Origin of the sequence: Pedobacter sp. Hv1 (assembly GCF_001412215.1) — a bacterium.
Taxonomy (GTDB): domain Bacteria; phylum Bacteroidota; class Bacteroidia; order Sphingobacteriales; family Sphingobacteriaceae; genus Pedobacter.
The window spans coordinates 51,461-76,218 of the sequence record NZ_LLWP01000011.1; the positions used below are offsets into that span (position 1 = coordinate 51,461).

Here is a 24,758-nt window from a genome sequence, read left to right on the forward strand (position 1 = left end):
ACTGAATTGTGCGTATTGGTTAGGGTTAATAAATAATATACCAAACAAACAATTGAAGCCCCGAAACTGTAAAGTTGAGGGGCTTTTTATGTTTAAAATAAATGATACTAATTCTGTTAGAAAGGAGTTAATCTTTAAGTTACAATTACATTTTCATTCCTTTTTTCATCAATATGATCAACAACATTCAAATTCAAAAAACCGAAATCCTTTCCGACAATTGGTACACCTTAAAAAAAATCACTTATCAATATTTAACAAAAGATGGGGAGCAACAAGTTCAAAGCAGAGAGGCTTACGATAGAGGTAACGGCGCTACTATCCTGCTTTACAATACCGCACAGCGAACCATTATCTTAACCAGACAGTTTAGGTTACCTACTTACCTCAACGGAAATGAAACTGGCCTATTAATAGAGGCCTGTGCAGGTTTATTAGATCAAGACCATCCAGAAGATTGCATTAGGCGTGAAACTGAAGAAGAAACTGGCTATCAAATTACCGATATTCAAAAGGTTTTTGAAGCTTATATGTCACCGGGTTCCGTAACAGAATTGCTTTATTTCTTTATTGCCGAATATTCCAAATCGATGAAAGTAAGTGAAGGCGGAGGGCTAGCACACGAACAGGAAAACATTGAGGTTTTAGAATTGAATATTGATAATGCCATGAAAATGATTGAAACTGGAGAAATTAAAGATGGAAAAACCATCTTGTTGCTTCAACATATTAAACTGAAGGGTATTTTATAAAAATCTCTTTTAGCGATAGCCACAAAAAAAGGCCTCTATATAGAACAGAGGCCTTTTCATTTGTGTATCAATTCGATCTTAATTTTGTTTGATCTTTCTACCGATTACCTGAACTTCGGTAAGTTTTGGTTCTTCTTGCTTAACCATTTTTACATTTTTGATATGGTCTGGATTTACCTTATTCAATTCTTCCTCACCAACCTTTTTTCCATTCAAAACAATAGTAAGGGATCTTCCACTTTTTAAACTATCAACTGGCTTGGTCACTTTACCATATCCAATTACAGTAACTACTCCTTCTTTGCTGTTTGTTGCCTCAATTAAATCTTTATCTGCTTTAGTTAGCGGCCCACCTTGTACCCTACCCATTAATCTTCTCGGCATTGTAGTTGTCGTATCAACAAATACAAGTTTCCCTTCAAACTTTCCTCTTGCAGGAATGTTCGCAACAGCAACTGATGCAATTGCATTAAATATCCTCTCTTCAGTTTGCGCTTTTGAGTGCGTACTATCTGTAGTGATGTAAATTGTATTCATCGTATAAGTAACTTTATGCGTAGAATCAGGCTTTATAGTTACCTCAACAGGAGCTTGTTTTTTTCTTCTTGGACTGTGTTTCGAAATGATTTTTTTAGGCTCAACTGTAGCTTTATCATCATCAATAATATGATGATCAATTAAAACCTGTTGTAAAGGCGCCAAATGTTTTTTAATGTCTTTTTTAGTTACCGTAAAGGCCAAAGTAGTTAACAATAAAACAGGCAATACCAATAAATAACGGCTTAATGTTAAACGAGAAGAACGTTTCACATTCATCATTTTGATCCGTTTTTTCAGATCGGAAAGGTTAAAATTATTTACAATGGGTACAGACGGAACTAAAGTACCTACATCTAACAAACTGTATTGGTATGCTTTTTTATCAATTCCCTTTTTTAAGATCTTCTCGTCGGTTATAAATTCTAAATTCTCTTTTACCGCTCTTTTCATTAACCAAACTCCCGGATTAAACCAATAAAAAACGACACTCAGTTCGGCCAAGATAATATCTAAAGAATGCCATTGCTTCACATGAATATTTTCATGCGCTAAAATGGTTTTGAGCTCTTGTTCTTTATGTAAAGAGGGATTGATATAAACCGTTTGCCAAAATGAAAATGGGCTTACAGGTTCTGTTAAAATCCTTACCTGATAATCAGCAATAGAACCTGGCGCTGATTTTTGATGCATTTTGTATAAAGAAACAAACTGGATCAGCAATCTAAATGCCATAAAAACTACCCCTATATAAAACAATAGGCTAATCCACCCCCAGTAGGCTGTAATTAAGTTTGAGGGAACCAATGCAGTTACCTGTTGGTTCATTTTAACTACCGTTTCTTGATTAACATGGGTTTGGTTGAAAAAGAAATCTGTTAAATCTATAAAAGGATAAATGGTAGAAAACAGGATTCCAAATACCAAAAAAATACGATTGATTACATAAAATGTTAATCGACGTAAAATAAGATAATAGGCTGCTGCAAAAAGTACAAGAACCAGGTTTATCTTAAACAGAATGATAAAGAGATAAGGCATATCATTACTTTTCAGGGTTTTCGATCAGGTTAATAATTTCTTTAAGCTCTGCTGTGCTTATTTTTTTATCCTTCGCAAAAAAAGCAACCAATTCTTTATAAGAACTCTGGAAGTAATTATTTACAAAACCGTTCATGAAACGTTTTTTGTATTCTGCTTCTTTTACCTTGGCACTGTAACGATTGGCATTCGCATAACGTTCGCTTTTTAAAAAGCCTTTACGCTCTAAATTTTTAATGGTTGATGCTAAAGTGGTATAAGGCGGTTTGGGCTCAGGCATGGCATCCATAAAATCTTTAATAAATCCTGCCCCCACTTGCCATACTGCAAGCATTGCCTCTTCTTCTTGTAATGTTAACTTCTCCATAGTTTACGAATATATCGTAAATATACGAAATTACTATTGATACAAAAAAATTTCAGGGTGTTAAAATTTGTTAAGGCTTTGAGTACCTGTCTTCTGCCTCGTTTATGGTTTGTGCAATTACCTTTTGTAACTGTTCTGCCGCAGCTGCAACAGTTACGTTTTCATCATAATCCGTCATGTAAATGATCTTTTTTGTTTTACCCTCGTAATTGAATGTAATTTCGTAGCGTAAAACTTTGTCACTTTTTAAATTGGCCTTCGGATTGGCAATTACATCGGGCAGTTTCCATAGATCGAGCTCATTGGCCTTGCTATGTAAAAAAATAACGTGATTGGCATTGAGCTTTACCTTGGTGATGACCAAAGAATCTTTATTATTCAAATATCGGTATTCGCCTGTAGCAGAATTATAGCTATTGGCCAGTGTATCGCCAACACCCCACTTATAGGTTAAGGATACAAAAGAAGAAGCCGGGTAAGGACCTTGTTTAAGATTGATCAGATAATAACCACCAATACCAACAATAAGGATAACAGCAATTGTTGCAATGAGCGAAAGCTTTTTTCTCAATTCAACAGCCATTATTTCTTTGCCCTTTCTTCGGCATCGATAATCCGTTGCTCAATGATCTTCTGCATTTGTGCCGCTGCATTTTTCATGCGTACATTGCCCTCAAAATTTGGCAGATAAGTAACTTCCTTAGATTTTTTCTGATAGTTAAATTTCATGAAATAACGCAATGTTTTAGGGTTTTTCAAATCGTTCTCGTTATTGGCCACTACATCTGGCAAATTCCAAAAACCTTGTTCATCGGCATTGCTATCTAAAAACTTTTTATCTCTGGCATTCAACTCTATATGTTTGATGACCAAAGAATCCTTATCATTTAAGTACCTGTATTCGCCTGTTGCAGAATTATAGGAGTTTTCTAATTGATTGCCTACCCCCCATTTATACTCCATAGAAACAAATTCTTTTGCTTTAAATGGCGCATTCCGGATAATTGGTGCGTAATAGATAATGGCATAAATTAAAAATGGTACTACAACCGTTAAAAATAAAAATATCCTTTTCCCTCTGCTCGTCATATGATATAAAAATAGCTTAAATCTAATCTAAAGGCCCAGTTAACTCGCCTTCCCACTTGCTCACTACTGCGGTTGCAATACTGTTACCCACTACGTTAGTTGCTGATCTGCCCATATCTAACAATGGATCTATCCCAATCAATAACGCTAACCCTGCTTCTGGAATATTAAAAGTAGCAATGGTACCTGCAATTACCACCAACGAAGCTCGTGGCACACCTGCAATACCCTTACTGGTTAACATTAAAATCAACAACATGGTAATCTGCTGCTCAAACGAAAGATGAATACCATAACATTGCGCAATAAACAAAGAAGCAAATGTCATGTACAACATCGAGCCATCTAAATTGAAAGAGTAGCCCAATGGCAGTACAAAACTTACAATTTTATCTTTGCAACCAAAACGCTCCAATTGCAACATGGTTCTTGGATAGGCAGCCTCACTACTTGCTGTACTAAAGGCCAACATCACCGGCTCTTTCATTCTATTCATTAGGTTAAATACCCTACGCTTCAAGATCAGGTAACCTATAAAGATCAACAAGATCCAAAGCAATAACATACTCGAATAAAACTCTCCTATAAATAAAGCATAAGTAGACAATACACTAATACCCTGTTTGGCAACAATGGCAGCCATGGCACCAAATACGGCGAATGGTGCAAAATTCATTACATATCCTGTTACTTTTAAGATGATATGGGCTACAGAATCAAAAAACTCGATCACCATTTTACCTTTTTCGCCAATGGCGGCTGTTGCCACACCAAAGAATAGAGAGAAAACTACAATCTGCAAAATCTCATTGGTAGCCATTGCTTCGGCAAAACTTTTTGGCACAATGTGCGAAATAAAATCTTTAACAGACAATGCTGCACCTTTAATACCCGTATCGGTATGGCTACTTGGCAATGGCAAATTCATGGCCTCGCCTGGTTTAAATAAATTAACCATAATCATTCCCAATACCAACGACATTAAGGAGGCACTAAGGAACCAAAGCATTGTTTTGCCACCAATACGACCTACTGCTTTAATATCGCCTACTTTAGCTACACCAACAACAAGCGTGGTAAACACCAATGGTGCCACAATCATTTTAATCAAACGAAGAAAAATATCACTCAACAAAGTGAGGGGCTCTAATTTTTTCTCCCTTTCTTTTTCGTTTGTTTTACGAATGGTTACCTGCTCTGCTTTTTGCGCTTGAAGAACTGCGAACTGGCTAACTGTTGTATCAGAAAGATTGCTCATTTGAGCTTCGATCTTTTTTATTTGTGCCTCAGCACCAACAATTGCATTATTATTTTTGTTGAAGTTATTTACATTTAAGAAATAACCTACAGCAACACCTACTATAAGTGCTATAAAAATAAATAGTGTAAGTCTGTTTTTATTCGACATTGGTTAGGTTTAGAATTTAATCAAGGTGTAAAACTACAATAATAAAATTATTCTCTAAACTTTGTTGATAAAGCATTAGTTATTTTACATATTTGGGGCGTAACAATACAAGCTACCAAACATCTAATGCTGTAGCTCATCAAAAACAAATAAGTGAATCAAAAGGATACTTTATTTAAGGAAATTTTCGACAAGAACTCTAAAAAGATTTTTCACTTATGCTATGGTTACACAGGAGATAAGGATTCTGCAAACGATCTTTTACAAGAAACTTTTTTAAAGGTTTGGCAAAATCTGGATAAGTTTAGAAACAAGTCTCTAATTTCTACCTGGATTTACCGTATTGCGGTAAATACTTGCTTAACTTATCTACGTTCGGAGAAAAGACAGGCCAAAGACGAGCTCACAGAAAACATTATTGAAAATAAAATTGAAGAGTTTTCTGAAAAAAACGAACAGGTGGCACTACTCTATAAATCGATCTCGAAGTTAGAAGAAAACGACCGTTTGATCATTACCATGGTACTAGATGAATTGCCATACAATGAAATTGCCGATATCTCTGGAATAAGTGAAGGAAACCTAAGGGTAAAAATTCATCGCATTAAACAAAAATTGACCGAATTATACAATCAGTATGCAGGAATTTGATCATATAGAAGCTCTTTGGGCGCAGCATACGGTTAATGTAACCATATCAGCCGATGAGATGCTGAAACAGGCTAAAAAAGAAGTTAACGGGATGCGTACCCGCTCGCTACTCAACATTGTTGGGATGGGACTTTCTTTTGTAGCTGTAGCCTGCTTGTGGCTTTTTGATTTCCAATCGTGGACCACACATGCTGGAATTGCCATTATTGCCATTGCCGTAGCCGTTTATACTGTTATCTTATACAATAACCACAAAATTATTGCTAAAAGCGATTTTACCGCACATCCAAACGAATTTATCAGTACCCTAAAACATTATCAATTAAATCGCCTTGCCATTTATAACCGTCTCTATTGGTTTTATACTGTTGCGCTTTCTTTAGGAATGGTTTTCTTCTTTGTTGAAATTTCAGGACACATGGAGCTATGGCTCCAACTTCTATTTGTAGTTATAAGTTTTGGTTGGATGCTTTTCTGCTCTACCTTGGTACGTAAGGCTGTAATTAAAAAAGACAAAGAAAGAATTGCCTTATTGATAGAAAAATTTGAACGCATTAGCGATCAGTTTAAAGAACACGAATAATTTATTGGCACGGCTTTCGTTCTATACCTTCAAATGAAGAACAGATTGACCATAACTAAGCTCTTTGCAGCGCTTGTATTTGTTTTTTTGAGCGGATTTAAGACGCAACAAGAGGTAATTCCGACACAATTAGACTGGGACACCCATTTTAAGGCCAAACCCGATGAGCACTCTCCCTATGTTGCATTAACGGCCACTACTTGGCAATACAGCTATTCTTCTACCGTAGGCCGTAACAAGCTGTTAAATATTGATTTTAAATTTGCTGCCGGCGTCGAGCCAGAAAAATCGTGGGTTAAACAGAATAGGATCATTGATAAAAAAGCAAATAGGCAATTGTTAAACCATGAGCAGGGCCATGTTTACATTAATTTTCTACTTTTAAAAGAAGGAGAAATTGTTATTCGCAACCAGAACTACACCCTAACAAATTACAAAAAATTGATCCAAACTACAGCCAACAAGGTCAGTAAATATTATAGTGACATGCAAAGCCGTTACGATGAAGAAACCAAACATGGTGCCGACCCACAAGCCCAAAGCCAATGGGACGATTTTTTAAGAGATCAGATGAATAAATTAAAATAGTTCAATGGTTCATTAGTATAAAGTAGTTAGTATAAAGTATAAAGACGCAATAGCTTGATAGTATAAAGTACATAGACATCACAGCTTAAAAGTATAAAGTACTTAGTACAAAGTATAAAGACACCACAGTTCAATAGTACAAAGTATAAAGACATCCCAGCTTTATAGTATGTAGTACTTAGTACAAAGACATCACAACTCAATAGTTTAACTCAGAAACACCAACTACTCCGGACTCTCGACTTCAGACTATTTACTATTTACTTGAACTTTGGACTCCGGATTACAGACTATTCCCTATTTACTATTTACCCTCAACTCCCGGACTCCAGGCTTCCGACTATTTCCTATTCCCCATTTCCTATTCACCCTCAACTTCCGGACTTCGGACTGCAAACTACTCTTTCACCTCACTTGTAGAAAAGCTATTGCCACTTAATCGATATTGTAAGGTTTTAATTAAAGTTGTTGTTTTGCCGCTATCTATGGTTACTACAGGCACCGAACGAAATAGGTCTCCATTCTTAACAAAAAACTTATCATTGCCTTGGTATCCTTTTTTAAGATTGCTGCTTAAACCGGGGAAACTGATTTTATTGAAGCTATTGCCACTAAACTCGTAAACATTTAAATCGTTTACATTCTTTCTAACTACATATTGAATATACAATTCTGGATTCCCATCATTATCCAAATCCATATTCCATGCATCAGTAATAATCCCTTTCCTTTCATCGGAAAGGGATTTATAATTGTTTTTGATCGAATCAGACATCAATATCAAGTAACCGCCAACGGTATCTACTCCCTTGCCCCAACTTACCACCTCAAAATGATAACCGGGCTTAATTTCGATACTTTTGTAAAATGAAAATGGATTTCCAGATTTTGCTTTTCCTGTGTCTGTTTTCACCACAGCAGTTGATTTGTCATCAGTACTGCAAGCAGTATAAAATAGCATTGTTCCAATCGCTAGAAAGCTAAATTTAAGGGTATCGATCAATTTCATTTGTTAGGTTGGTTTTAAAAACCCAATTTATAAGATTTACTGATGCTTTGCAAAAATTATTAAACTATTTTGTCTTTACCTCTGGTGCGCCATTATTCAGTGTAGTTTCTGTAACCACACTTCTTTTTCCACTTGGTGCAATTACAATGGTCTTCAGTGTTTTCTTTTGTCCTTGTGGCACCACTACTTTAATTGGTGCTTTATATTCTGCCGCATTTTCTGAAGGACGGTAACCATCAAGGGTATAGAATATTTTAGCACCCAATATTGGCGATTTGAGTTCTATGTTAATGTTTTCGCCATTTAATACTGCATCATTCTGACCAATTGGTGTAGGCACCCAATAATTGGCGCTGGTTTGATCCAATTTGGCCAAATGCAAAGGCACTCTTTCTTCGGTAAAGTTTTTAATATCTTTTCTTGCTACTGGGGTCCATGCAATTTCCGAAAGTGCAAATATTCTTGGCAAAATCTGATATTCAACTTTAGCAGGGCTTTCCAAATATTCGCTCCACATATTTGCTTGTACACCAATTACATATTTTCCTTGATCGGCAGTTAATTCTTTCGGAACTGGATCATAATTGTAAACTTTGGTATAAGGGGCAAAACCTCCAATGGTTAATGGCTCGTCTGGAGAATTAGATTGTTTATGGTCGAAATATAAACCTGCAGAACCTGGGGTCATAATTACCTCGTGGCTTTGTTGAGCTGCCTCAATACCACCTTTCTCCCCTCTCCACGACATTACGGTTGCATTTGGCGCCAATCCACCTTCTAAAATCTCATCCCAGCCAATGATAGATCTTCCTTTAGCATTGATGTATTTTTCAATTCTTTGAATGAAATAGCTTTGTAAACCGTGTTCATCTTTAAGGTTGTTATCCTTGATAAATTGTTGACAAAATGGCGATTGCTTCCAATACTCTTTTGGGCATTCATCTCCACCAATGTGGATATATTTTGATGGGAATAAAGCAATTACTTCATCCAATACATTTTCTAAAAATTTGAAGGTATTTTCAGTAGGTGCAAAAACATCGTCGAAAACACCCCAGGTTTGCTGTACTTGTTTACCTTTTCTGCTACCAGACCATGGTGTGTCACCAGAAACAAAGGTATCTCTATCTGGAAAACAACTAAGCTCAGGATAAGCTGCAATGGCTGCAGAAGCATGTCCTGGCATTTCGATCTCTGGCACTACAGTAATATATTTTGTAGCAGCATAAGCAACCACCTGTTTAATTTCTTCTTGTGTATAATAACCTTTGTAGGTCTCGTTATCTGTACCACCAGTACCTGGATAGTTACCTACCACTGTTCCACTTCTAGTTGCACCCAGTGTAGTCAGTTTTGGATATTTTTTAATCTCAATTCTCCAACCTTGGTCATCAGTTAAATGCCAATGGAACTTGTTCATTTTATACTGCGCCAACAAATCGATATATCTCTTTACAAAAGAAACCGGGAAGAAATGCCTAGCTACATCTAAATGCATTCCACGATATTTAAAACGTGGATAATCATTAATTTCTGCTGTTTGAATGGTAATCTTATCCTGATTTTTATCAGGCATTAACTGCATTAACGATTGTACTGCATAAAACAAACCTGCTTCCTTGCCCACCACTTTAATATGATTGGTAGTAATTTGAATGGTATAACCTTCGGCAGGTAATTTATCCGCTCCTACTGAGGTTAACACAATTGATTTTTGTCCGGCAGTTACCGATTTTGCCTCTCTTAAAGCAAAGCCACCCTTGGCTACTATAAATGCGTTTAACAAATCTGCTGTTTTGGCATTTTCAGTTTCATTACTGATCAGCGCAACAGTTTTATCCAGTTGGAATACACCGCTTGTTTTTTTAATCGCAACCGGAGCTGGGATAATGCCCATATTCGCATCGGTTTGGGCGTAAGTGTTTAGCGTTAATAAAGTTGGTAATAACATCAAAAAGATTTTTTTCATAGTTTTCAAGTATTTGGTATGCCCAAGATATAAAATTTACAGGAAAAAATGATGTTATTAAAACGATTTAGTTAAACTTAAAAAAATGAGGTCATCTTTATCTAATTAGCATCTACAGTGAGGCATTTCTTTAGGGTAATATTAACAAAAAAAGGCCAGCTTAAAGCTGGCCTTTTCGTATGCTTTATAATTTTAAGCAACTATTTCTTTTACGGTATCTTCTTTTGCAGCCAAATAACGTTCTGCATCTAAAGCGGCCATACAACCAGAACCCGCAGCCGTTACCGCCTGACGGTAATAATGGTCTTGAACATCTCCACAAGCAAATACCCCTTCGATATTAGTTTTAGATGTACCAGGTATCGTATTTAAGTAGCCAGTTTCATCCATATCTAACCAACCTTTAAAAATATCAGTATTTGGTTTGTGGCCAATGGCTACAAAAAACCCTTCTACATCTAAGGTACTAGACTGTTCTGTTTTGTGGTTAAATACTTTAACACCAGTTACGTTTTTACCATTACCAATAATCTCGGTAGTTTCTGTGTTATAGATAACTTCAATATTTGGGGTGTTCAATACGCGATGAACCATAGCTTTAGAAGCTCTGAACTCATCTCTACGTACCAACATGTATACTTTTTTACACAATTTAGCTAAATAGGTAGCTTCTTCTGCTGCTGTATCTCCAGCACCCACAATGGCTACATCTTGTCCTTTAAAGAAAAAACCATCGCAAACGGCACATGCCGAAACACCAAAACCATTATATTGTTGTTCGCTTGGTAAACCTAACCATTTGGCGGTAGCACCAGTAGCAATAATTACGGTATCAGCAGTAATTGTTTTAATTTCGTCTACCACTACTTTATGTGGCAATTGCGAGAAATCTACAGAACTTACATAACCAAAACGAATTTGGGTACCAAAACGTTCTGCTTGTTTCCTAAAATCTTCCATCATCTCTGGGCCCATAATTCCATCAGGGTAACCTGGAAAATTATCTACATCGGTAGTTTGTGTTAACTGACCGCCCATTTCCATTCCGGTGTACATTACAGGTTTCAAATCTGCACGTGCAGCATAAATTGCTGCAGTATATCCTGCCGGACCTGATCCTATAATTAAACAATTTACGTGTTCTATTTCTTGTTGTTCTGACATTTTATTTTACTTGAGTATACAAATTTAAGGTTTAATTTACGAATGGCAAAGTGCCGTTAGCAAGCCAAAAGTAAAAAGATGGGGCAAAGCATGAAGCTTTTATTTAACTGCCTTATTTGCTTTAAGTAAGCGTACAAAATTACCTCCTAGTATTTTGGTAACTTCTGCTGTTGTATAACCACGTTTAAGCAAAGCAGCAGTTATTTTAGGATAATCTGCCACGCTATTGATACCTAATGGAAATGATTCAGCACCATCAAAATCTGCACCCATACCTACATGGTCAACCCCAATCATTTTAACAATGTAATCCACATGATCAATCAATATTTCGATAGCAGGTCTTGTGGCATCTGCATCTTTTGGGTGTAGGGCAATTAAGGTGTCTATGGCATTGCTACGTCCGTATTTTGCACTTAACGATTTTAATTCTTCCTCATATTTTGCAAAAAATGCTTTTTGCTTGGTATTATAGGTAGAATCTAAAAAACCACTATAGAAGTTTAGCGAAATTACACCTCCATTTTTACCTACCGCTTTAATTTGTTCGTCTTTTAAATTTCTAGGCACAGGGTTTAAGCCGTAAACACAACTGTGTGATACCAATATAGGTTTACTCGACTCTTTGATGGCATCAAAAAAAGTGTGTTCACCCACATGAGACAGATCTACCAATACCCCCAGTTCATTTAGTTTATGAACTACTTGTTTGCCAAAATCATTTAAGCCAGCATTTTCTTTTTTCACTTTACCAGAAGTCTCCTCGGCTGCCGAGCTGGCCCAGGGTGTGCTGTTGTTCCAAGTCAAAGTCAAATAGATCATTCCTCTCTGGGCCAATTTTTCTAGATAATCCAAACGATTTTCAATCATATGTCCACCTTCTACCCCTATCATTGCTGCCAATTTCTGTTCTTTAACAGCTTGTTCCAATTCAGCAGCATTCCGTACCAGGGCAATTCTTTTTGGGTAGCGTTTAATCAAACTATACAGCGAATCAATTTCTTGATTGGCCACATCATAGCCTCCTTTTTCATCGCACCAAATAGAAAACACCTGTACATCTAACCCACCTTGTTTTGCTCTTACCAAATCAAAATTTCCAGTTTTCTGTAATTTTCCAATATCAATCCCCGATTTAATCTGGTTAAACAAAATATCGCCATGTGTATCTACCACTATCGCCTTATCATGAATTTGCTTGGCAGATTGTGCAGCACAAAACATACTAATAAGTGCTAAAAATAAGGTTGAGGTATATTTTTTCATTTAATTGATGGTTCCGCTAGCTTTACTTTGGTTTCTATTTTCTTTTTGGAGTACGCCCATGATATAAACTTCCCTTTTCTTTCCTCTATTGTAAAACCATTCTCCATCTTTTTTATCCATCACAAAATTTCCTGTTTGAATTACATTCCCATTGCTATCATAATAAGCAAACAAGCCATTTTTCTTTCCTGCCACATAAGTGGTAATATTGAGGAGATTGCCATTCGGATAAAACATCATCCATTTTCCAACTTCCAAGCCATTTTCAAATCTACCGGTTTGAGCAACATATCTCGTTTTATCTTTTAAATAAAAGGCGGTATTATTCTGGTAATTAAAGTCTCTATAATCATTATAATATACAAAATTGCCATGTTCAATTTTCAGGGCCCCATCTTTATAAGAGCCTGTCATCTCCAACTCATCATATAGACTATACTTTTTTAGTGTCCATATATTTTCAGATTCAATTTTACCGTACACCCCATACGATGTAGCAATATTAGCGTTGTTTACCACTTGATTTCCACGAAAATAAATAGGTTTTGCTTGGGCAAAGGCTGTAATGCTTAAAATAATAAAAACGATAAAAATAGAAAACTTCTTCATGTTCAATTAGGTTTGGATAATCCCTACATTAAATGCTTTTTTAATTGGCGACTGGTTAGCGGCTTCAATTCCCATTGAAATTACCTTACGGGTTTCTAAAGGATCGATCACTCCATCTACCCATAAACGCGAAGCTGCGTAATATGGTGTGGTCTGGCTGTTATATCTATCAGTTATTTCATTTAATAGTGCCGATTCTTTCTCAGGCGTAATGGTTTCGCCTTTTGCTTTAAGCGATGCCTCTTGAATTTGCAACAATACTTTTGCTGCCTGTGCCCCACCCATTACGGCAATTTTTGCACTTGGCCAAGCATAAATCAAACGTGGATCGTAGGCTTTACCACACATGGCATAATTACCTGCACCATAAGAGTTACCGATTACGATGGTGAATTTTGGTACTACAGAATTGGCTACAGCATTAACCATTTTGGCACCATCTTTTATTATTCCACCTTGTTCAGACCTACTGCCCACCATAAAACCAGTTACATCTTGTAAAAACACCAATGGAATTTTCTTTTGGTTGCAGTTCATGATAAACCTGCTTGCTTTATCGGCACTATCAGAATAGATTACCCCACCAAATTGCATCTCTCCCTTCTTAGATTTCACTACTTTGCGTTGATTGGCTACAATGCCAACTGCCCAACCATCAATTCTGGCCAAACCACAAATGATACTTTGGCCAAACAGCTGTTTATATTCTTCAAACTCAGAGTTATCAACCAAACGAAGAATCACCTCTCTCATGTCATAAGGTTTCTCTCTATTGTCTGGTAAAATTCCGTAGAGTTCTTTTTCATTCAATTTTGGCGATGCTGATTTAATTCTATCAAAACCTGCATTTTCTGGTGCACCCAACATGCTCATGATATTTCTAATACTATCTAAACAAGCTTTATCATTGGGTTGTTTATAATCGGTAACACCAGAAATTTCGCAATGTGTGGTTGCCCCACCCAAGGCTTCATTGTCAATATCTTCGCCTATGGCAGATTTTACCAAATAAGATCCTGCTAAAAACACAGATCCAGTTCCTTCAACAATCATCGCCTCATCGCTCATAATGGGTAAATAAGCACCCCCAGCCACGCAAGAACCCATAATGGCAGAGATCTGTACTATTCCTTCTGAAGACATGATGGCATTGTTTCTGAACATGCGCCCAAAGTGCTCTTTATCTGGAAAAATTTCATCTTGCATGGGCAAATACACACCTGCACTATCTACCAAATAAATAACAGGCAATCTATTTTCCATTGCAATTTCTTGCGCCCTCAAGTTTTTCTTGGCTGTCATCGGGAACCAGGCCCCCGCTTTAACAGTAGCATCGTTGGCCACAATTAAACATTGCCTGCCAGCAACATAACCAATTCCAGTTACCACCCCAGCACTCGGACAACCACCTTGTTCGGCGTACATTCCGTCGGCCGCAAACGCACCTAATTCTAAAAACTCACTTCCCTCATCGGTAAGGTAGGCTATGCGTTCTCTGGCTAAAAGCTTGCCTTTTTCTTTTTGTTTAGCTGCATTTTTTTCACCGCCACCTGCATATATTTTTTTAAGCCTGGTTTTAAGGTCATAAACCATTTGCTTGTTTACATCTTCGTTTTTATTGAATTCTATATTCATGCGAGCAAGTTAGATGATAATTTTTTAAAACTAAAACCTGTAATGGTATTTGGTTTTTCAAAAAGAAACACATGCTAAATTAACGTTTTATTCGTTTCTAATGGTATGCGCTATTTATTTTTGATTTCAGGCCTATTTCTATGCCAATTTAGTTTTGCGCAATCTTTCGTTTTCCCCAAACTTCCGGTTCAAAGCAACGCAATCTCGGCGCTTATCCCCCAAAACTGGAAAGCCATTGACACTGCTTTTGGCGACTTGAACAATGATCAAACCGAAGATATGGCTTTGATCTTGGAATACCATCAAGCTGTTTCAGAAAAACGGGCCTATGGCGATGGAGATACCGAACTGATCAAAGAATTTCAAAAACCCAGAATATTGGCTGTTTATTTTAAAGATATCAAATCGGGTAAATACATTTTTGCCTTACAAAACAACAATTTCATTCTTCGATCTCAAGAAGGGGGTATATTAGGCGAACCTTTAAAAAAACTAAACATCCAAGACAATAAGTTGAATATGGTTTTTGAAGGAGGCAACGAATGGCGTTGGAAACTAGATTACGTTTTTAAATTCCAGCATAAAGATTGGGATTTAATACAGGCCAGCCACACTTATTACAATTCCAGTTCTGGAGAAATGACCATTAAAGCTTACGATTTTACCAATAGAAAAGTAAAACAAACCAAGGGAAATTTATTTACAAGAAACAATACCAATGAGGTAAGCGAAGAAATACTATATTTCTCTCAACTGAGAACCCTAAATAACTTTAAAAAACCATGGACTTGGGAAATTACCAAGGACAATTTTTTATAGCTACCCTCGGTTAGCTTAGGTTTCTATCTCTAAACCAAACCTCGTCTGGTGCAGCAGTAAAGTTTTTCATCTTGTTAACCAAAACCTCAGCATCCGTTTCGTTAAAAACCAAGTCTCTGTTGGTCTGTTTTAAGAACCGATTTTCAACCATTACATCCATTTGTAAAAACAAAGGATCGTAAAACCCATTTACATTTAATACACCAATTGGTTTGGCATGTAAGCCCAATTGTAGCCAAGTTAACACTTCAAAAAGTTCTTCTAGGGTACCAAAGCCACCAGGTAAAATCACAAACCCATCTGCTAAATCGGCCATTTTTTGTTTACGTTGGTGCATATTTTCTGTAACGATCATTTCAGTTACCCCTTTATGCCCTACTTCCTTATCCATTAAAAACTGAGGGATAACACCAGTTACCGTACCGCCCAACCTTAGTATTTCGTTAGCAATTACACCCATTACGCCTACACTACCGCCACCATAAACCATGTTGATGTTTTGGCTAACCATTACCTGGGCTAAATTTTCAATTGCTTGTTGTAAAACAGGATCTCCATTAAAGTTAGAGCCACAATACACACAGAGTGATTTCATTACTTTTGATTAAAAGCCAAAAATAATAAAATTAGTTCATTTGCTCAAAGTTCATTGGTTCATTAAGTTAGTTCACTAAGCATAAGCTCATTAGGTTTAGTTCATTAATCATTGATACCAATGAACAATTGAACCATTGAACAATTGACACCAATGAACTAATGATACTAATGAACCAATGACACCAATGAACCTAAAAAGCATAACGCAATGTAGCGCCGTAAGTTCTTGGATCGCCGAGTACGCCTGCATATAGGCCAGAGTTACCTGCTGCAGCCTGTAATTGTTCGTAGTAGTTTTTATTGGCAATATTTCTGCTCCACACAAAAATTGAGAACTTTTCTGATTTGAATCCTAATCTAGCATTCAATAACGAATAGCCATCTATGTTTAACACACGAGAAGGTGTAGGATTTGAAGAATAGCCTGAACGGTAACTTGCATCGGCAGCAATAAAATACCGACCAGGTTTAGTAGCTAAATTACCAGCAGTACTGAGTTCGGTACCTCCAGAAACATTCCATTTAGAGATACCTGGCAACCTGCCACCAGAAGCGTCTTTAAAGGCAACCTGCGTAGCTGTTCCATTGATAGTTTCTGTATGTCCGGTTTCTTCTAAAGGCAATGGCGCATTGGTGAATTTCACATATTTACCATCAAGATAAGCTACTGCCGCATTTAAAGTTAAAAACCTTTCCAATTGATATGTTCCATCTATTTCCAGGCCTTTTACATTCACTTTTTCGGCATTGGCCAAGTAACCTCTATTTACACCTAATTGTGGCGATTGTACATTGGTTTGGTAATCTTTAATATCAGTATCAAAAGCAGTAATGTTTACAATAGCACCTTTAAATGGCTTAGTTTTAGCACCCAATTCATAATGTTGTACATATTCTGGTTTTACTACTGCTAGCGATAAATCGGCCTGCCCGTTAGTTGTTGTTGGTAAACCACCTACATTCACACCAACCGGTTTATAGGCAGTAGAGAAAGTTCCATAAACATTTAACCGATCATTTGGTCGGTATGATACCGTAATATTACCCGATAAGTTGTTGTTCTCTGTACTGGTATTAAACTGCTGGTTACTATATACAGCCGCTTTAAGAGACAATAAGGTAGCATCTGTAGTTTGCAGGCCACCATAGGTTGCTCTATCATAGTTCACATCTTTTTTATCATAGGTAAACCTTAAACCAGGTAAAACGTGTAGGTGCTTTAAAAACTCCCAATCGGCCTGTGCAAATACAGCTGTACTTAACGATTTGATAGTAGAGTTCGTTTTAATGCCAAAACCATCTAATAAACCAGGGGTTGAATACAAGGCCTGCGTACCCGTGTTACTTGTTTGTACAAATCGCCATTGGTCTTTTCCTACTTCTTCTGTTTGGTTTAATCCTTTCAAATTCTGACTAAGTGCAAATACACCAATTACACCACTTAGTTTATCATTTATTTGACCAGCATACCTCAGTTCTTGCGAATATTGATCGTGACGAGAATTACCTTGAGATTTAGTCAAAGCTGACAATTCTGAGAAATCTCTATCGTTTGTAGGATCCCAATTCCAGAATCGCCATGCAGTAGTAGAGGTTAATGTTCCTTTACCAATCTTGTAATCTACATTTACAGCTATACCACCAATTGATTGATTATGTCGCCAAGGTGTATTGGTATTGATCTCTCTAGAAAAAGGGTCTATTTTAGGTTGCTGATAACCTAAATCGGTAACAATTTTAGCATATTGACGATAAGCACTTCTTTCTGTTGTAGTAACACCAGCAATAACCAATGGATAACCCGCAGGGTGCTGAATACTTACATCGCCACTTAACAACACTTGCAATTTATCTGATGGGGTGTAATACAATTGCCCTTTAAAGCCAAGGTTATTTTGCCCACTATATTTACGTTCTTCTCTGGTGTTCCAAATTGTACCATCTCTTTGTGTACCTGAAATGGATATTTTTGCAGCAAGGTTTTTGGCTATCCCACCCGAAACTGATGTTTTGGCCTGTATAAAATTATAATTTCCAATACCTAATTCTACTTTTGCCGATGGTGTTTGTGTGGGTTTGGTAGTGGTAATGTTAAATGCACCTGCAGTAGTATTTTTACCAAATAAAGTACCTTGAGGCCCACGTATAATTTCTATTTGTTCTATATCTAAAAAGTCTGTAGAGGTAGCAGCCGGACGAGCATGGTAAACTCCATCTACATAAAACCCAACACCGGGGTCAATACCATCGTTGGTTAAACCAAATGTTGAACCCAAACCTCTGATATTTAGTGTGGTATTTCTAGCATTTGAGGCATATAACTGTACCGAAGGAACCAATTCTTTTAAACGGTTTACATTAAAAGCACCTGCATTTTCTGCGGCCTGTCCGCCAATAACGGTAATTGGAATAGGCACATTCTGCAATACCTCAGAGCGTCTTCTTGAGGTTACCACAATCTGATCTAGTAATGCATCTTCAACCAGCACTAGTTCAAAAGGTGTATCCTGTAATTTTAAAATCTGAAAATCTTGAGGTTTATATCCAACTGAACTCACTTGAAGATAAAATGGCAACTCTTGTTTGGAGTTGATGCTAAAAACACCATTATCGTCGGCACTTACAGCGATATTGGTGCCTCTTATCTTTACAGTAGCACGTGGTACCGGACTACCATTTGCACGTTTGATGATACCTGTTATGGGACTTTGCGCAAAAGCAATGTTTGCAAAAAATAAGAACAAAAAAAGAATGAAAAATGATACGTAATTGTGCTTCATTGTAATGACTGATATAAAAGATTGGATGGATAATTAAATAATCTACTATTTCTATAGAATATATAGACAAATGTATTTTAAAAATCTCAACAACCAAATTTTATTTGGAATTAATTTCAAATAATTCCACATACAAAATTTAATATCGAAACCTAATTACAAAACCAAAGCACAAATGGTTTAATAAAGAGTAGGATGAATATAAAACTGAATACATCAAACTTCTACCAGACCAGGTAGTTATAGACTCGATTGTTCTAAATCAACAGTTGAGGCAGATCAGTGAATTAAAAAAAAGCAACAACAAAATTTAACGATTGGTATCCATTAAAAATTTGTTGTTGCTAAATAAAATACCGCATAAGAATAACTACAGTATGGAGAATTTTGCCATTCAGATGGTAATTAGGCGTTGTTTAATCTCATTTGGTGTACATGAAGTCTGCTTTTTTACAAACTGATGAAAAGTTGCTGTACTATCAAAATTCAATTGATAAGAAATCTCTTTCTGCGATAGCTTGCCATGAGCTAACATTCGTTTAATCTCTAATAACAACCGATCATGAATTACCTGTAATACAGTTTTACCCGTTTTTCTCTTTACAATGGCATTGAGCTTTTTATAAGGGATGTCTAAAAATTCCTCATAGGCCTTTATCGCACGATTTGTTCTAAAATTATCCTCTAAAAAGGACGAAAATCTGCTGAATACCTCTGTATCTTCAGAAGAGAGCCTTTTGAGGTCATCAACATCACTATTGATAACTTTCAATAGCAAAATGGAAAGGTAATGTAAAGATATCTGTCTATTTGCCGGCAGAGAATAATCATTATGCAGATCAACATTTATAGCCAAATCATAAAACTCTTTAAATCGTTCCCTACTCAGTTCCAATTGCCAAATGTCGTTTAAAACATAAGGATCTATTGATAAAGTGGCCAAACAATCTATAGAGAATCTAACGATTACACCATTAGAACCCTTTCCTTGGTCCATTAAATGAACTTGGTTTGGACTGATGAGGTATATGGTGTTAGAAGTGATTTCATGTTTTTTAAAATCGATCAATTGTTCACCACTACCCTGCTCAAATAATATCAGTTCATAGTAATTATGGCGATGCAGTGTGCTACAATCGCAGTTATTCAAATGATCTATTGTTTTTACAACAATGTCTACACCATCATTTGGTAGATGATATAAGGGAATATTGATTTCGTCCATTCACAATATGATAGAAAATAATTTGCATTCTTTTTGTTTAGCATTAAGGTCTAGTTCACTGACCTAAAAAGAGTTAACTGCAATAAAAACTATACGGGCTAGAAATGATAGCTAAAACCTACACCTGCACTATAACCAAATGATTTAACCCCATTCAACTGTGTTTGTACAGCAGAACGCGATACATAATAAGCTTCATCGGTACCCTTAAAAGCTTTAGCATAAATTGAACCAAAATGGAGTGCAAGTCCAAATTTCTGGCTTAAAGTATAAATTACTTTCAATTGTCCTCGTAAGGAGAATGCATTAGCCTGATGCTTAAAACTAACAGGTTTTGCAAATTCTTCAATCAAGTTCCAATTTGCTTTGGCGTTATAATCTAATAAACTGGCCGACAAACTGATGTGATATTTAAGTTTTTGTGTCTGTAGGTTTAGGTCAGTGCCCAATATAATACCTTGCCAATTATTTTGATAGCTACTTTTTAACAATTGTTCTGCTGCAACGCCTTCTCGCCCTAGCAAGAAAACTTTTTGTTTTCTAAAGTCGTAGCCTAAAAATGGGCTAATACTAATACCAGGCGTACTGTACAAAGTATAACCAATGGCTAAGGCAAGCGAAAGGTCGGTACCTTTATTAGCCTTAAAAAACTCTTGGTAAAATATCCCTTGTCTATCATCCTGACTATAATCGGTATCGGTTACACGACCTGAAGTAATATCCATCATCGCAAAATCCAATTTGGTAATGAGCTTATTTGTGATGCCATATTTTAGATTTAGGCCAAACTGTGGTCCTTTTAATTTTTCCCACTCCAGTTCAGATAAGACATTAGGATTTTTTCCTTCTTTGTTTCCAGCAATAGACCATTTAAGGTTAGTTTGGTTATAAGCAACATAAGGCTGTACATCGAATTTCCCTTTGGGGCTATCTTGTGCAAAACAAGGCTCAAAAAAGCCAAATAGCCATACAATAGCTAAAGCCTTAGTATAGTTTTTCATAGGTAGTTAAAACTCTAATCTCATAAATAATAAAGATACCCAAAAACCGCAGCAATAATATCACTGCGGCTTTTGGGGTACCACAATTTACTATTTGTGATTATTTAGGATAAACTGAGGCAATAAATGTTTTATCGGTACTAGATAGCACGGTATTGTTTCCAACAGAATATGTACCAATAGTTAAAGATTCTGGTACAGAATAGTGCATAATTGAAAACTTATCGTAGGCACTGTAATTGGTTTGGCCTGTGCTGTATTTTGCAAAAATATTGTTATCAACGCTGGCTTTGCTCCAATAGTTAGGAGCACCGGCATAATAGGCGTAAACTTTTGGTTTGTCCCAAGGAATAGCAACCAATGGATGTTGGTGTTCGTGGATCATACCCAATGCATGGCCAAACTCATGAATGGTTGTGCGACTAAACTCGGCATCCGAAGTACTGCTATTGAACCAGCCAAAGTTCATTGTTGCTTGTGATGAAGCAATAGAAAGTGCATCCTTACCTATGTAAGACCACGATCCATCGTTTGCAAAAGTTACACGAATAGCAGCAGTATTGTCATTGGTTACAAATTGGAAATCAATATTTGCATATTTTTCCCATTCACTTGCAAATTGGATCACCTTATTGCGTACAAATGTTGTACCTCCGTTCAAACTCACTTTGATCTTGGTTCCATTTGCCCATTGCTTTGTTTTAATAGTGGCACCTCTTGGGGTTACGCCTTCGGGATAAAGCTCGGTACAGATATGGATATCTGCAAATTCGGGTGCATTAGCCGTAGTTTGGATTTCTGGTGTAGGCTGCTCTGTTTCTTTATCTTTCTTACAGGCAGCAAGCATAGCAACAAATGCCATTAGTAATAGCGTGGTTCTAAAGTTTTTCATAATTTTTGTTTTAAAATTTTAGGTTAGTTAAGTTTTAGTACATTATTAATAGATGGTTATTATTAAAAGTAGCGGTTTCAAGTTAGAATACGGCAAATAAGGGGATCCTTTCTACCGGAATAGTTGGGTTTGTATGCATAAAATATAGAATTAGTAGATAATACACAACTATGTTACATAAATAGCCATAACAATATTTGCTTATATCAAAACTAATTGTTAAAAAATCTTTTCTTTTAGTGATTTCATCCTTTTTATATTGAAAATCATCCAAAGGCAGTTCAATGCTATTTAAAGGGGTATTTTAACAGAAAACAAAATATATTTTCACAAAAAAAGCGAAATACCATATTTAATATTATTTATTGTATTAGAGAAAGGCTTAGGAAAGCAGGTTTCCATTCTCTTTTAAAGTTAGTTGGGCTTTACATTCCCGTTTAGCGAACACAGGTCTATGCTACTATTTAGGGTTGTAGTACGCCAAGAACCGCTGGCTTTGTGATATAAACCTGATTGGAGTGGATGCCGATTTTTCTTCGGTAGCAACGAAAAGCAGGACAGGACTAAGCTAAGAACTACTGATATTGTTTTTCTGAAACCTCCATAAATATGATTTTTCCTTTATAAGAATTCTGGAAAGCAGGTTGCTGCATGCTTTTTAATGTTAGTCGGGCTTTACATTCCAATCTTTTTCTGCTTCGCAACAAAAAGGATTTTCATTGCAATCCCGTTTATAGAACGCGGGGCTATGCTATTATTTAAGTTACTTTTGCCAAGAACCAATAACTTTGTAAAATAAACCTGATTGGAGTGAATGCCGATTTTTCTTCGGCAGAAACGAAAAGCAGGGCTGAATAGACCGAAGAGCCACTAACAATGTTTTTCAAAAACTCATTAGCTAAGGGTTTAGGAAAGCAAGTTTCTACGTGCTTTTTAAAGTTAGCCGGGCTTTACATTCCAATCTTTTTGTGCTTCGCAACAAAAAGGATTTTCATTGCAATCCCGTTTATAGAACGCGGGACTATGCTATTATTTAAGTTGCTTTTGCCAAGAACCAATGACTTTGTAAAATAAACCTGATTGGAGTGGATGCCGATTTTTCTTCGGCAGCAACAAAAAGCAGGGTTGAATAGACCGAAGCACCACTAACAATGTTTTCCTAAAACTCAATAAGTAGGATTTATATATGAAAACAAAAAGCGGAGCTATCGTAACCGATGCCCCGCTATATTTAATTTTCTGATTAATAAAATTACCTTGTATAGTTAGGTGCTTCTTTAGTAATGGTAATATCGTGAGGATGACTTTCTCTCATGCCTGCTGCTGTAATTTGTACAAACTGTGCTTCTTGTAAAGCTTCAATAGTACCTGCGCCACAATAACCCATACTTGCACGCAAACCACCAACATATTGATACATTACTTCGGCTAAAGTACCTTTAAATGGAACTCTACCTACAATACCTTCTGGTACTAATTTTTTGATATCATCTTCAACATCTTGGAAGTAACGGTCTTTAGAACCTTGCTCCATAGCTTCAATAGAACCCATACCACGGTAAGACTTAAATTTACGTCCTTCATAGATAATAGTTTCGCCTGGCGATTCTTCTACTCCAGCAAATAAAGAGCCTGCCATTACCGTACTTGCTCCAGAAGCAATTGCTTTGGCAATGTCTCCAGTATGTTTAATACCTCCATCTGCAATTACAGGTACACCTGTTCCTTTTAATGCTTTGGCACATTCAAAAACGGCATACAATTGTGGTACACCAACACCAGCTATAATTCTGGTGGTACAGATAGAGCCAGGGCCAATACCAACTTTAACGGCGTCGGCACCTGCATCAGCTAATGCTTTTGCCGCTGCACCAGTAGCAATATTACCAGCAATCACCTGTAAATCTGGATATTTAGCTTTTACTTCTTTCAATTTATCGATTACCCCTTTAGAGTGTCCGTGTGCGGTGTCGATCGCAATTACATCAACTCCTGCCTTTACCAAAGCATCAACACGTTGCATGGTATCGGCGGTAACTCCAACCGCTGCTCCAACACGTAAACGTCCTCTTTCGTCTTTACAGGCCGCTGGGTAGTTTTTAACTTTCTGGATATCTTTAAAAGTAATTAAACCACTTAAATAACCTTCAGCATTTACAACTGGTAATTTTTCAATTTTATGGTTTTGCAAAATCTCTTCTGCTTGTACCAACGTAGTACCTTCCGGTGCAATAATTAGGTTTTCCTTAGTCATTACATCAGCAATTGGTCTGTTCATGTCTTTTTGAAAACGCAAATCGCGATTGGTAATGATCCCTACCAATTTATTATCGCTGCTTACCACAGGGATACCACCAATTTTATGCTCTTTCATAATCTTGAATGCATCGGCCACGATAGAGTCTTCCAATAAGGTAACTGGATCTTGGATCATACCACTTTCAGAACGTTTTACTTTACGTACTTCTTCAGCTTGTCTTTCAATCGTCATATTTTTGTGCAGCATACCCAAACCACCATTTTGAGCAATGGCAATGGCTAATTGTGCTTCCGTAACGGTATCCATAGCTGCAGAAACCAAAGGCACATTCAGCTTGATTTTTTTGGTTAAAAAACTTGATGTATTAACTTCACGGGGCAAAATCTCTGAGTAGGCAGGCACTAACAATACGTCATCGTATGTTAAACCAGTGGCGATAAATTTTTGGGGATCGAGTTGCATAGCAAATAAATTAGGAGTTATTATTTGCCGGGCAAAGATACAACATAATCATTC

23 protein-coding genes are annotated in these 24,758 nt (G+C 36.7%); 5 read left to right on the plus strand and 18 right to left on the minus strand.

The window, feature by feature from the left end; genetic code table 11:
- Positions 1-173: 173 nt before the first annotated feature.
- Positions 174-752, plus strand: coding sequence for a GDP-mannose pyrophosphatase NudK (nudK, locus tag AQF98_RS19640; RefSeq protein ID WP_055133679.1), 579 nt, complete (start codon positions 174-176; stop codon positions 750-752).
- Between the two features lie 78 nt (positions 753-830).
- Here the strand turns inward: nudK and AQF98_RS19645 are convergent, their stop codons facing one another.
- The 5 genes from AQF98_RS19645 to AQF98_RS19665 form a co-directional block, all read right to left on the minus strand.
- Positions 831-2,330: a M56 family metallopeptidase gene (locus AQF98_RS19645; protein ID WP_055133680.1), complete on the minus strand. Its 1,500-nt coding sequence runs from the start codon at positions 2,328-2,330 to the stop codon at positions 831-833.
- A 4-nt stretch (positions 2,331-2,334) separates the two neighbouring features.
- The gene (locus AQF98_RS19650; RefSeq protein ID WP_055133681.1) at positions 2,335-2,697 is read right to left on the minus strand and encodes a BlaI/MecI/CopY family transcriptional regulator; all 363 of its coding nucleotides are present in this window, start codon (positions 2,695-2,697) and stop codon (positions 2,335-2,337) included.
- Positions 2,698-2,767: 70 nt separating this feature from the next.
- Positions 2,768-3,280 carry a hypothetical protein gene (locus AQF98_RS19655; protein WP_055133682.1) on the minus strand — a complete coding sequence of 171 codons (513 nt, stop codon included), beginning with the start codon at positions 3,278-3,280 and terminating at the stop codon, positions 2,768-2,770.
- A complete protein-coding gene (locus AQF98_RS19660) occupies positions 3,280-3,786 on the minus strand; it encodes a hypothetical protein (RefSeq protein WP_055133683.1) in 507 nt (168 codons plus the stop codon). The genes AQF98_RS19655 and AQF98_RS19660 overlap by 1 nt, the downstream gene beginning before the upstream one ends.
- 22 nt (positions 3,787-3,808) lie before the next feature.
- Entirely contained in the window at positions 3,809-5,194 is a 1,386-nt protein-coding gene (locus tag AQF98_RS19665; protein WP_055133684.1) for a dicarboxylate/amino acid:cation symporter, read from the minus strand.
- A 153-nt stretch (positions 5,195-5,347) separates the two neighbouring features.
- Between AQF98_RS19665 and AQF98_RS19670 the strand changes: the two genes are divergently transcribed.
- From AQF98_RS19670 to AQF98_RS19680, 3 genes are read left to right on the plus strand one after another with little or no spacing between them, the layout of a single operon-like run.
- Positions 5,348-5,845 (plus strand): RNA polymerase sigma factor, encoded by a 498-nt coding sequence (locus AQF98_RS19670; RefSeq protein ID WP_055133685.1) that lies wholly within the window; start codon positions 5,348-5,350, stop codon positions 5,843-5,845.
- Positions 5,832-6,428, plus strand: coding sequence for a hypothetical protein (locus tag AQF98_RS19675; protein WP_055133686.1), 597 nt, complete (start codon positions 5,832-5,834; stop codon positions 6,426-6,428). Before AQF98_RS19670 ends, AQF98_RS19675 begins: the two co-directional genes overlap by 14 nt.
- A 33-nt stretch (positions 6,429-6,461) precedes the next feature.
- Positions 6,462-7,016: a hypothetical protein gene (locus AQF98_RS19680; RefSeq protein ID WP_055133687.1), complete on the plus strand. Its 555-nt coding sequence runs from the start codon at positions 6,462-6,464 to the stop codon at positions 7,014-7,016.
- 397 nt (positions 7,017-7,413) lie between these two features.
- Here the strand turns inward: AQF98_RS19680 and AQF98_RS19685 are convergent, their stop codons facing one another.
- From AQF98_RS19685 to AQF98_RS19710, 6 genes are all read right to left on the minus strand, one after another.
- On the minus strand, positions 7,414-8,025 hold the full coding sequence (locus AQF98_RS19685) for a hypothetical protein (RefSeq protein WP_055133688.1): 612 nt from the start codon (positions 8,023-8,025) through the stop codon (positions 7,414-7,416).
- Positions 8,026-8,089: 64 nt separating this feature from the next.
- Positions 8,090-9,994, minus strand: a complete 1,905-nt coding sequence (locus tag AQF98_RS19690; RefSeq protein WP_055133689.1) for a beta-N-acetylhexosaminidase — start codon at positions 9,992-9,994, stop codon at positions 8,090-8,092.
- 192 nt (positions 9,995-10,186) lie between these two features.
- Positions 10,187-11,158, minus strand: a complete 972-nt coding sequence (trxB, locus tag AQF98_RS19695; protein ID WP_055133690.1) for a thioredoxin-disulfide reductase — start codon at positions 11,156-11,158, stop codon at positions 10,187-10,189.
- Between the two features lie 99 nt (positions 11,159-11,257).
- On the minus strand, positions 11,258-12,424 hold the full coding sequence (locus AQF98_RS19700) for a dipeptidase (protein ID WP_055133691.1): 1,167 nt from the start codon (positions 12,422-12,424) through the stop codon (positions 11,258-11,260).
- Complete coding sequence (locus AQF98_RS19705) at positions 12,425-13,033, minus strand: toxin-antitoxin system YwqK family antitoxin (RefSeq protein ID WP_055133692.1); 609 nt, start codon at positions 13,031-13,033, stop codon at positions 12,425-12,427.
- A 6-nt stretch (positions 13,034-13,039) separates the two neighbouring features.
- The gene (locus AQF98_RS19710; RefSeq protein ID WP_055133693.1) at positions 13,040-14,668 is read right to left on the minus strand and encodes an acyl-CoA carboxylase subunit beta; all 1,629 of its coding nucleotides are present in this window, start codon (positions 14,666-14,668) and stop codon (positions 13,040-13,042) included.
- Between the two features lie 105 nt (positions 14,669-14,773).
- Here AQF98_RS19710 and AQF98_RS19715 point away from each other — a divergent pair, with 105 nt between their 5' ends.
- On the plus strand, positions 14,774-15,487 hold the full coding sequence (locus AQF98_RS19715; RefSeq protein ID WP_055133694.1) for a hypothetical protein: 714 nt from the start codon (positions 14,774-14,776) through the stop codon (positions 15,485-15,487).
- Positions 15,488-15,497: 10 nt separating this feature from the next.
- Here AQF98_RS19715 and AQF98_RS19720 read toward each other — a convergent pair whose 3' ends face one another.
- From AQF98_RS19720 to guaB, 7 genes are all read right to left on the minus strand, one after another.
- The gene (locus AQF98_RS19720) at positions 15,498-16,082 is read right to left on the minus strand and encodes a TIGR00730 family Rossman fold protein (RefSeq protein ID WP_055133695.1); all 585 of its coding nucleotides are present in this window, start codon (positions 16,080-16,082) and stop codon (positions 15,498-15,500) included.
- 193 nt (positions 16,083-16,275) lie between these two features.
- A complete protein-coding gene (locus AQF98_RS19725) occupies positions 16,276-18,864 on the minus strand; it encodes a TonB-dependent receptor domain-containing protein (protein ID WP_055133696.1) in 2,589 nt (862 codons plus the stop codon).
- A 394-nt stretch (positions 18,865-19,258) separates the two neighbouring features.
- Positions 19,259-20,089: an AraC family transcriptional regulator gene (locus AQF98_RS19730; protein ID WP_055133697.1), complete on the minus strand. Its 831-nt coding sequence runs from the start codon at positions 20,087-20,089 to the stop codon at positions 19,259-19,261.
- Positions 20,090-20,187: 98 nt separating this feature from the next.
- Positions 20,188-21,090 carry a hypothetical protein gene (locus AQF98_RS19735; protein WP_055133698.1) on the minus strand — a complete coding sequence of 301 codons (903 nt, stop codon included), beginning with the start codon at positions 21,088-21,090 and terminating at the stop codon, positions 20,188-20,190.
- 100 nt (positions 21,091-21,190) lie between these two features.
- On the minus strand, positions 21,191-21,982 hold the full coding sequence (locus AQF98_RS19740; RefSeq protein ID WP_055133699.1) for a M12 family metallopeptidase: 792 nt from the start codon (positions 21,980-21,982) through the stop codon (positions 21,191-21,193).
- Between the two features lie 758 nt (positions 21,983-22,740).
- Entirely contained in the window at positions 22,741-22,869 is a 129-nt protein-coding gene (locus tag AQF98_RS22410; RefSeq protein WP_255352941.1) for a hypothetical protein, read from the minus strand.
- A 365-nt stretch (positions 22,870-23,234) separates the two neighbouring features.
- A complete protein-coding gene (guaB, locus tag AQF98_RS19745) occupies positions 23,235-24,704 on the minus strand; it encodes an IMP dehydrogenase (protein WP_055133700.1) in 1,470 nt (489 codons plus the stop codon).
- Between the last annotated feature and the right edge of the window lie 54 nt (positions 24,705-24,758).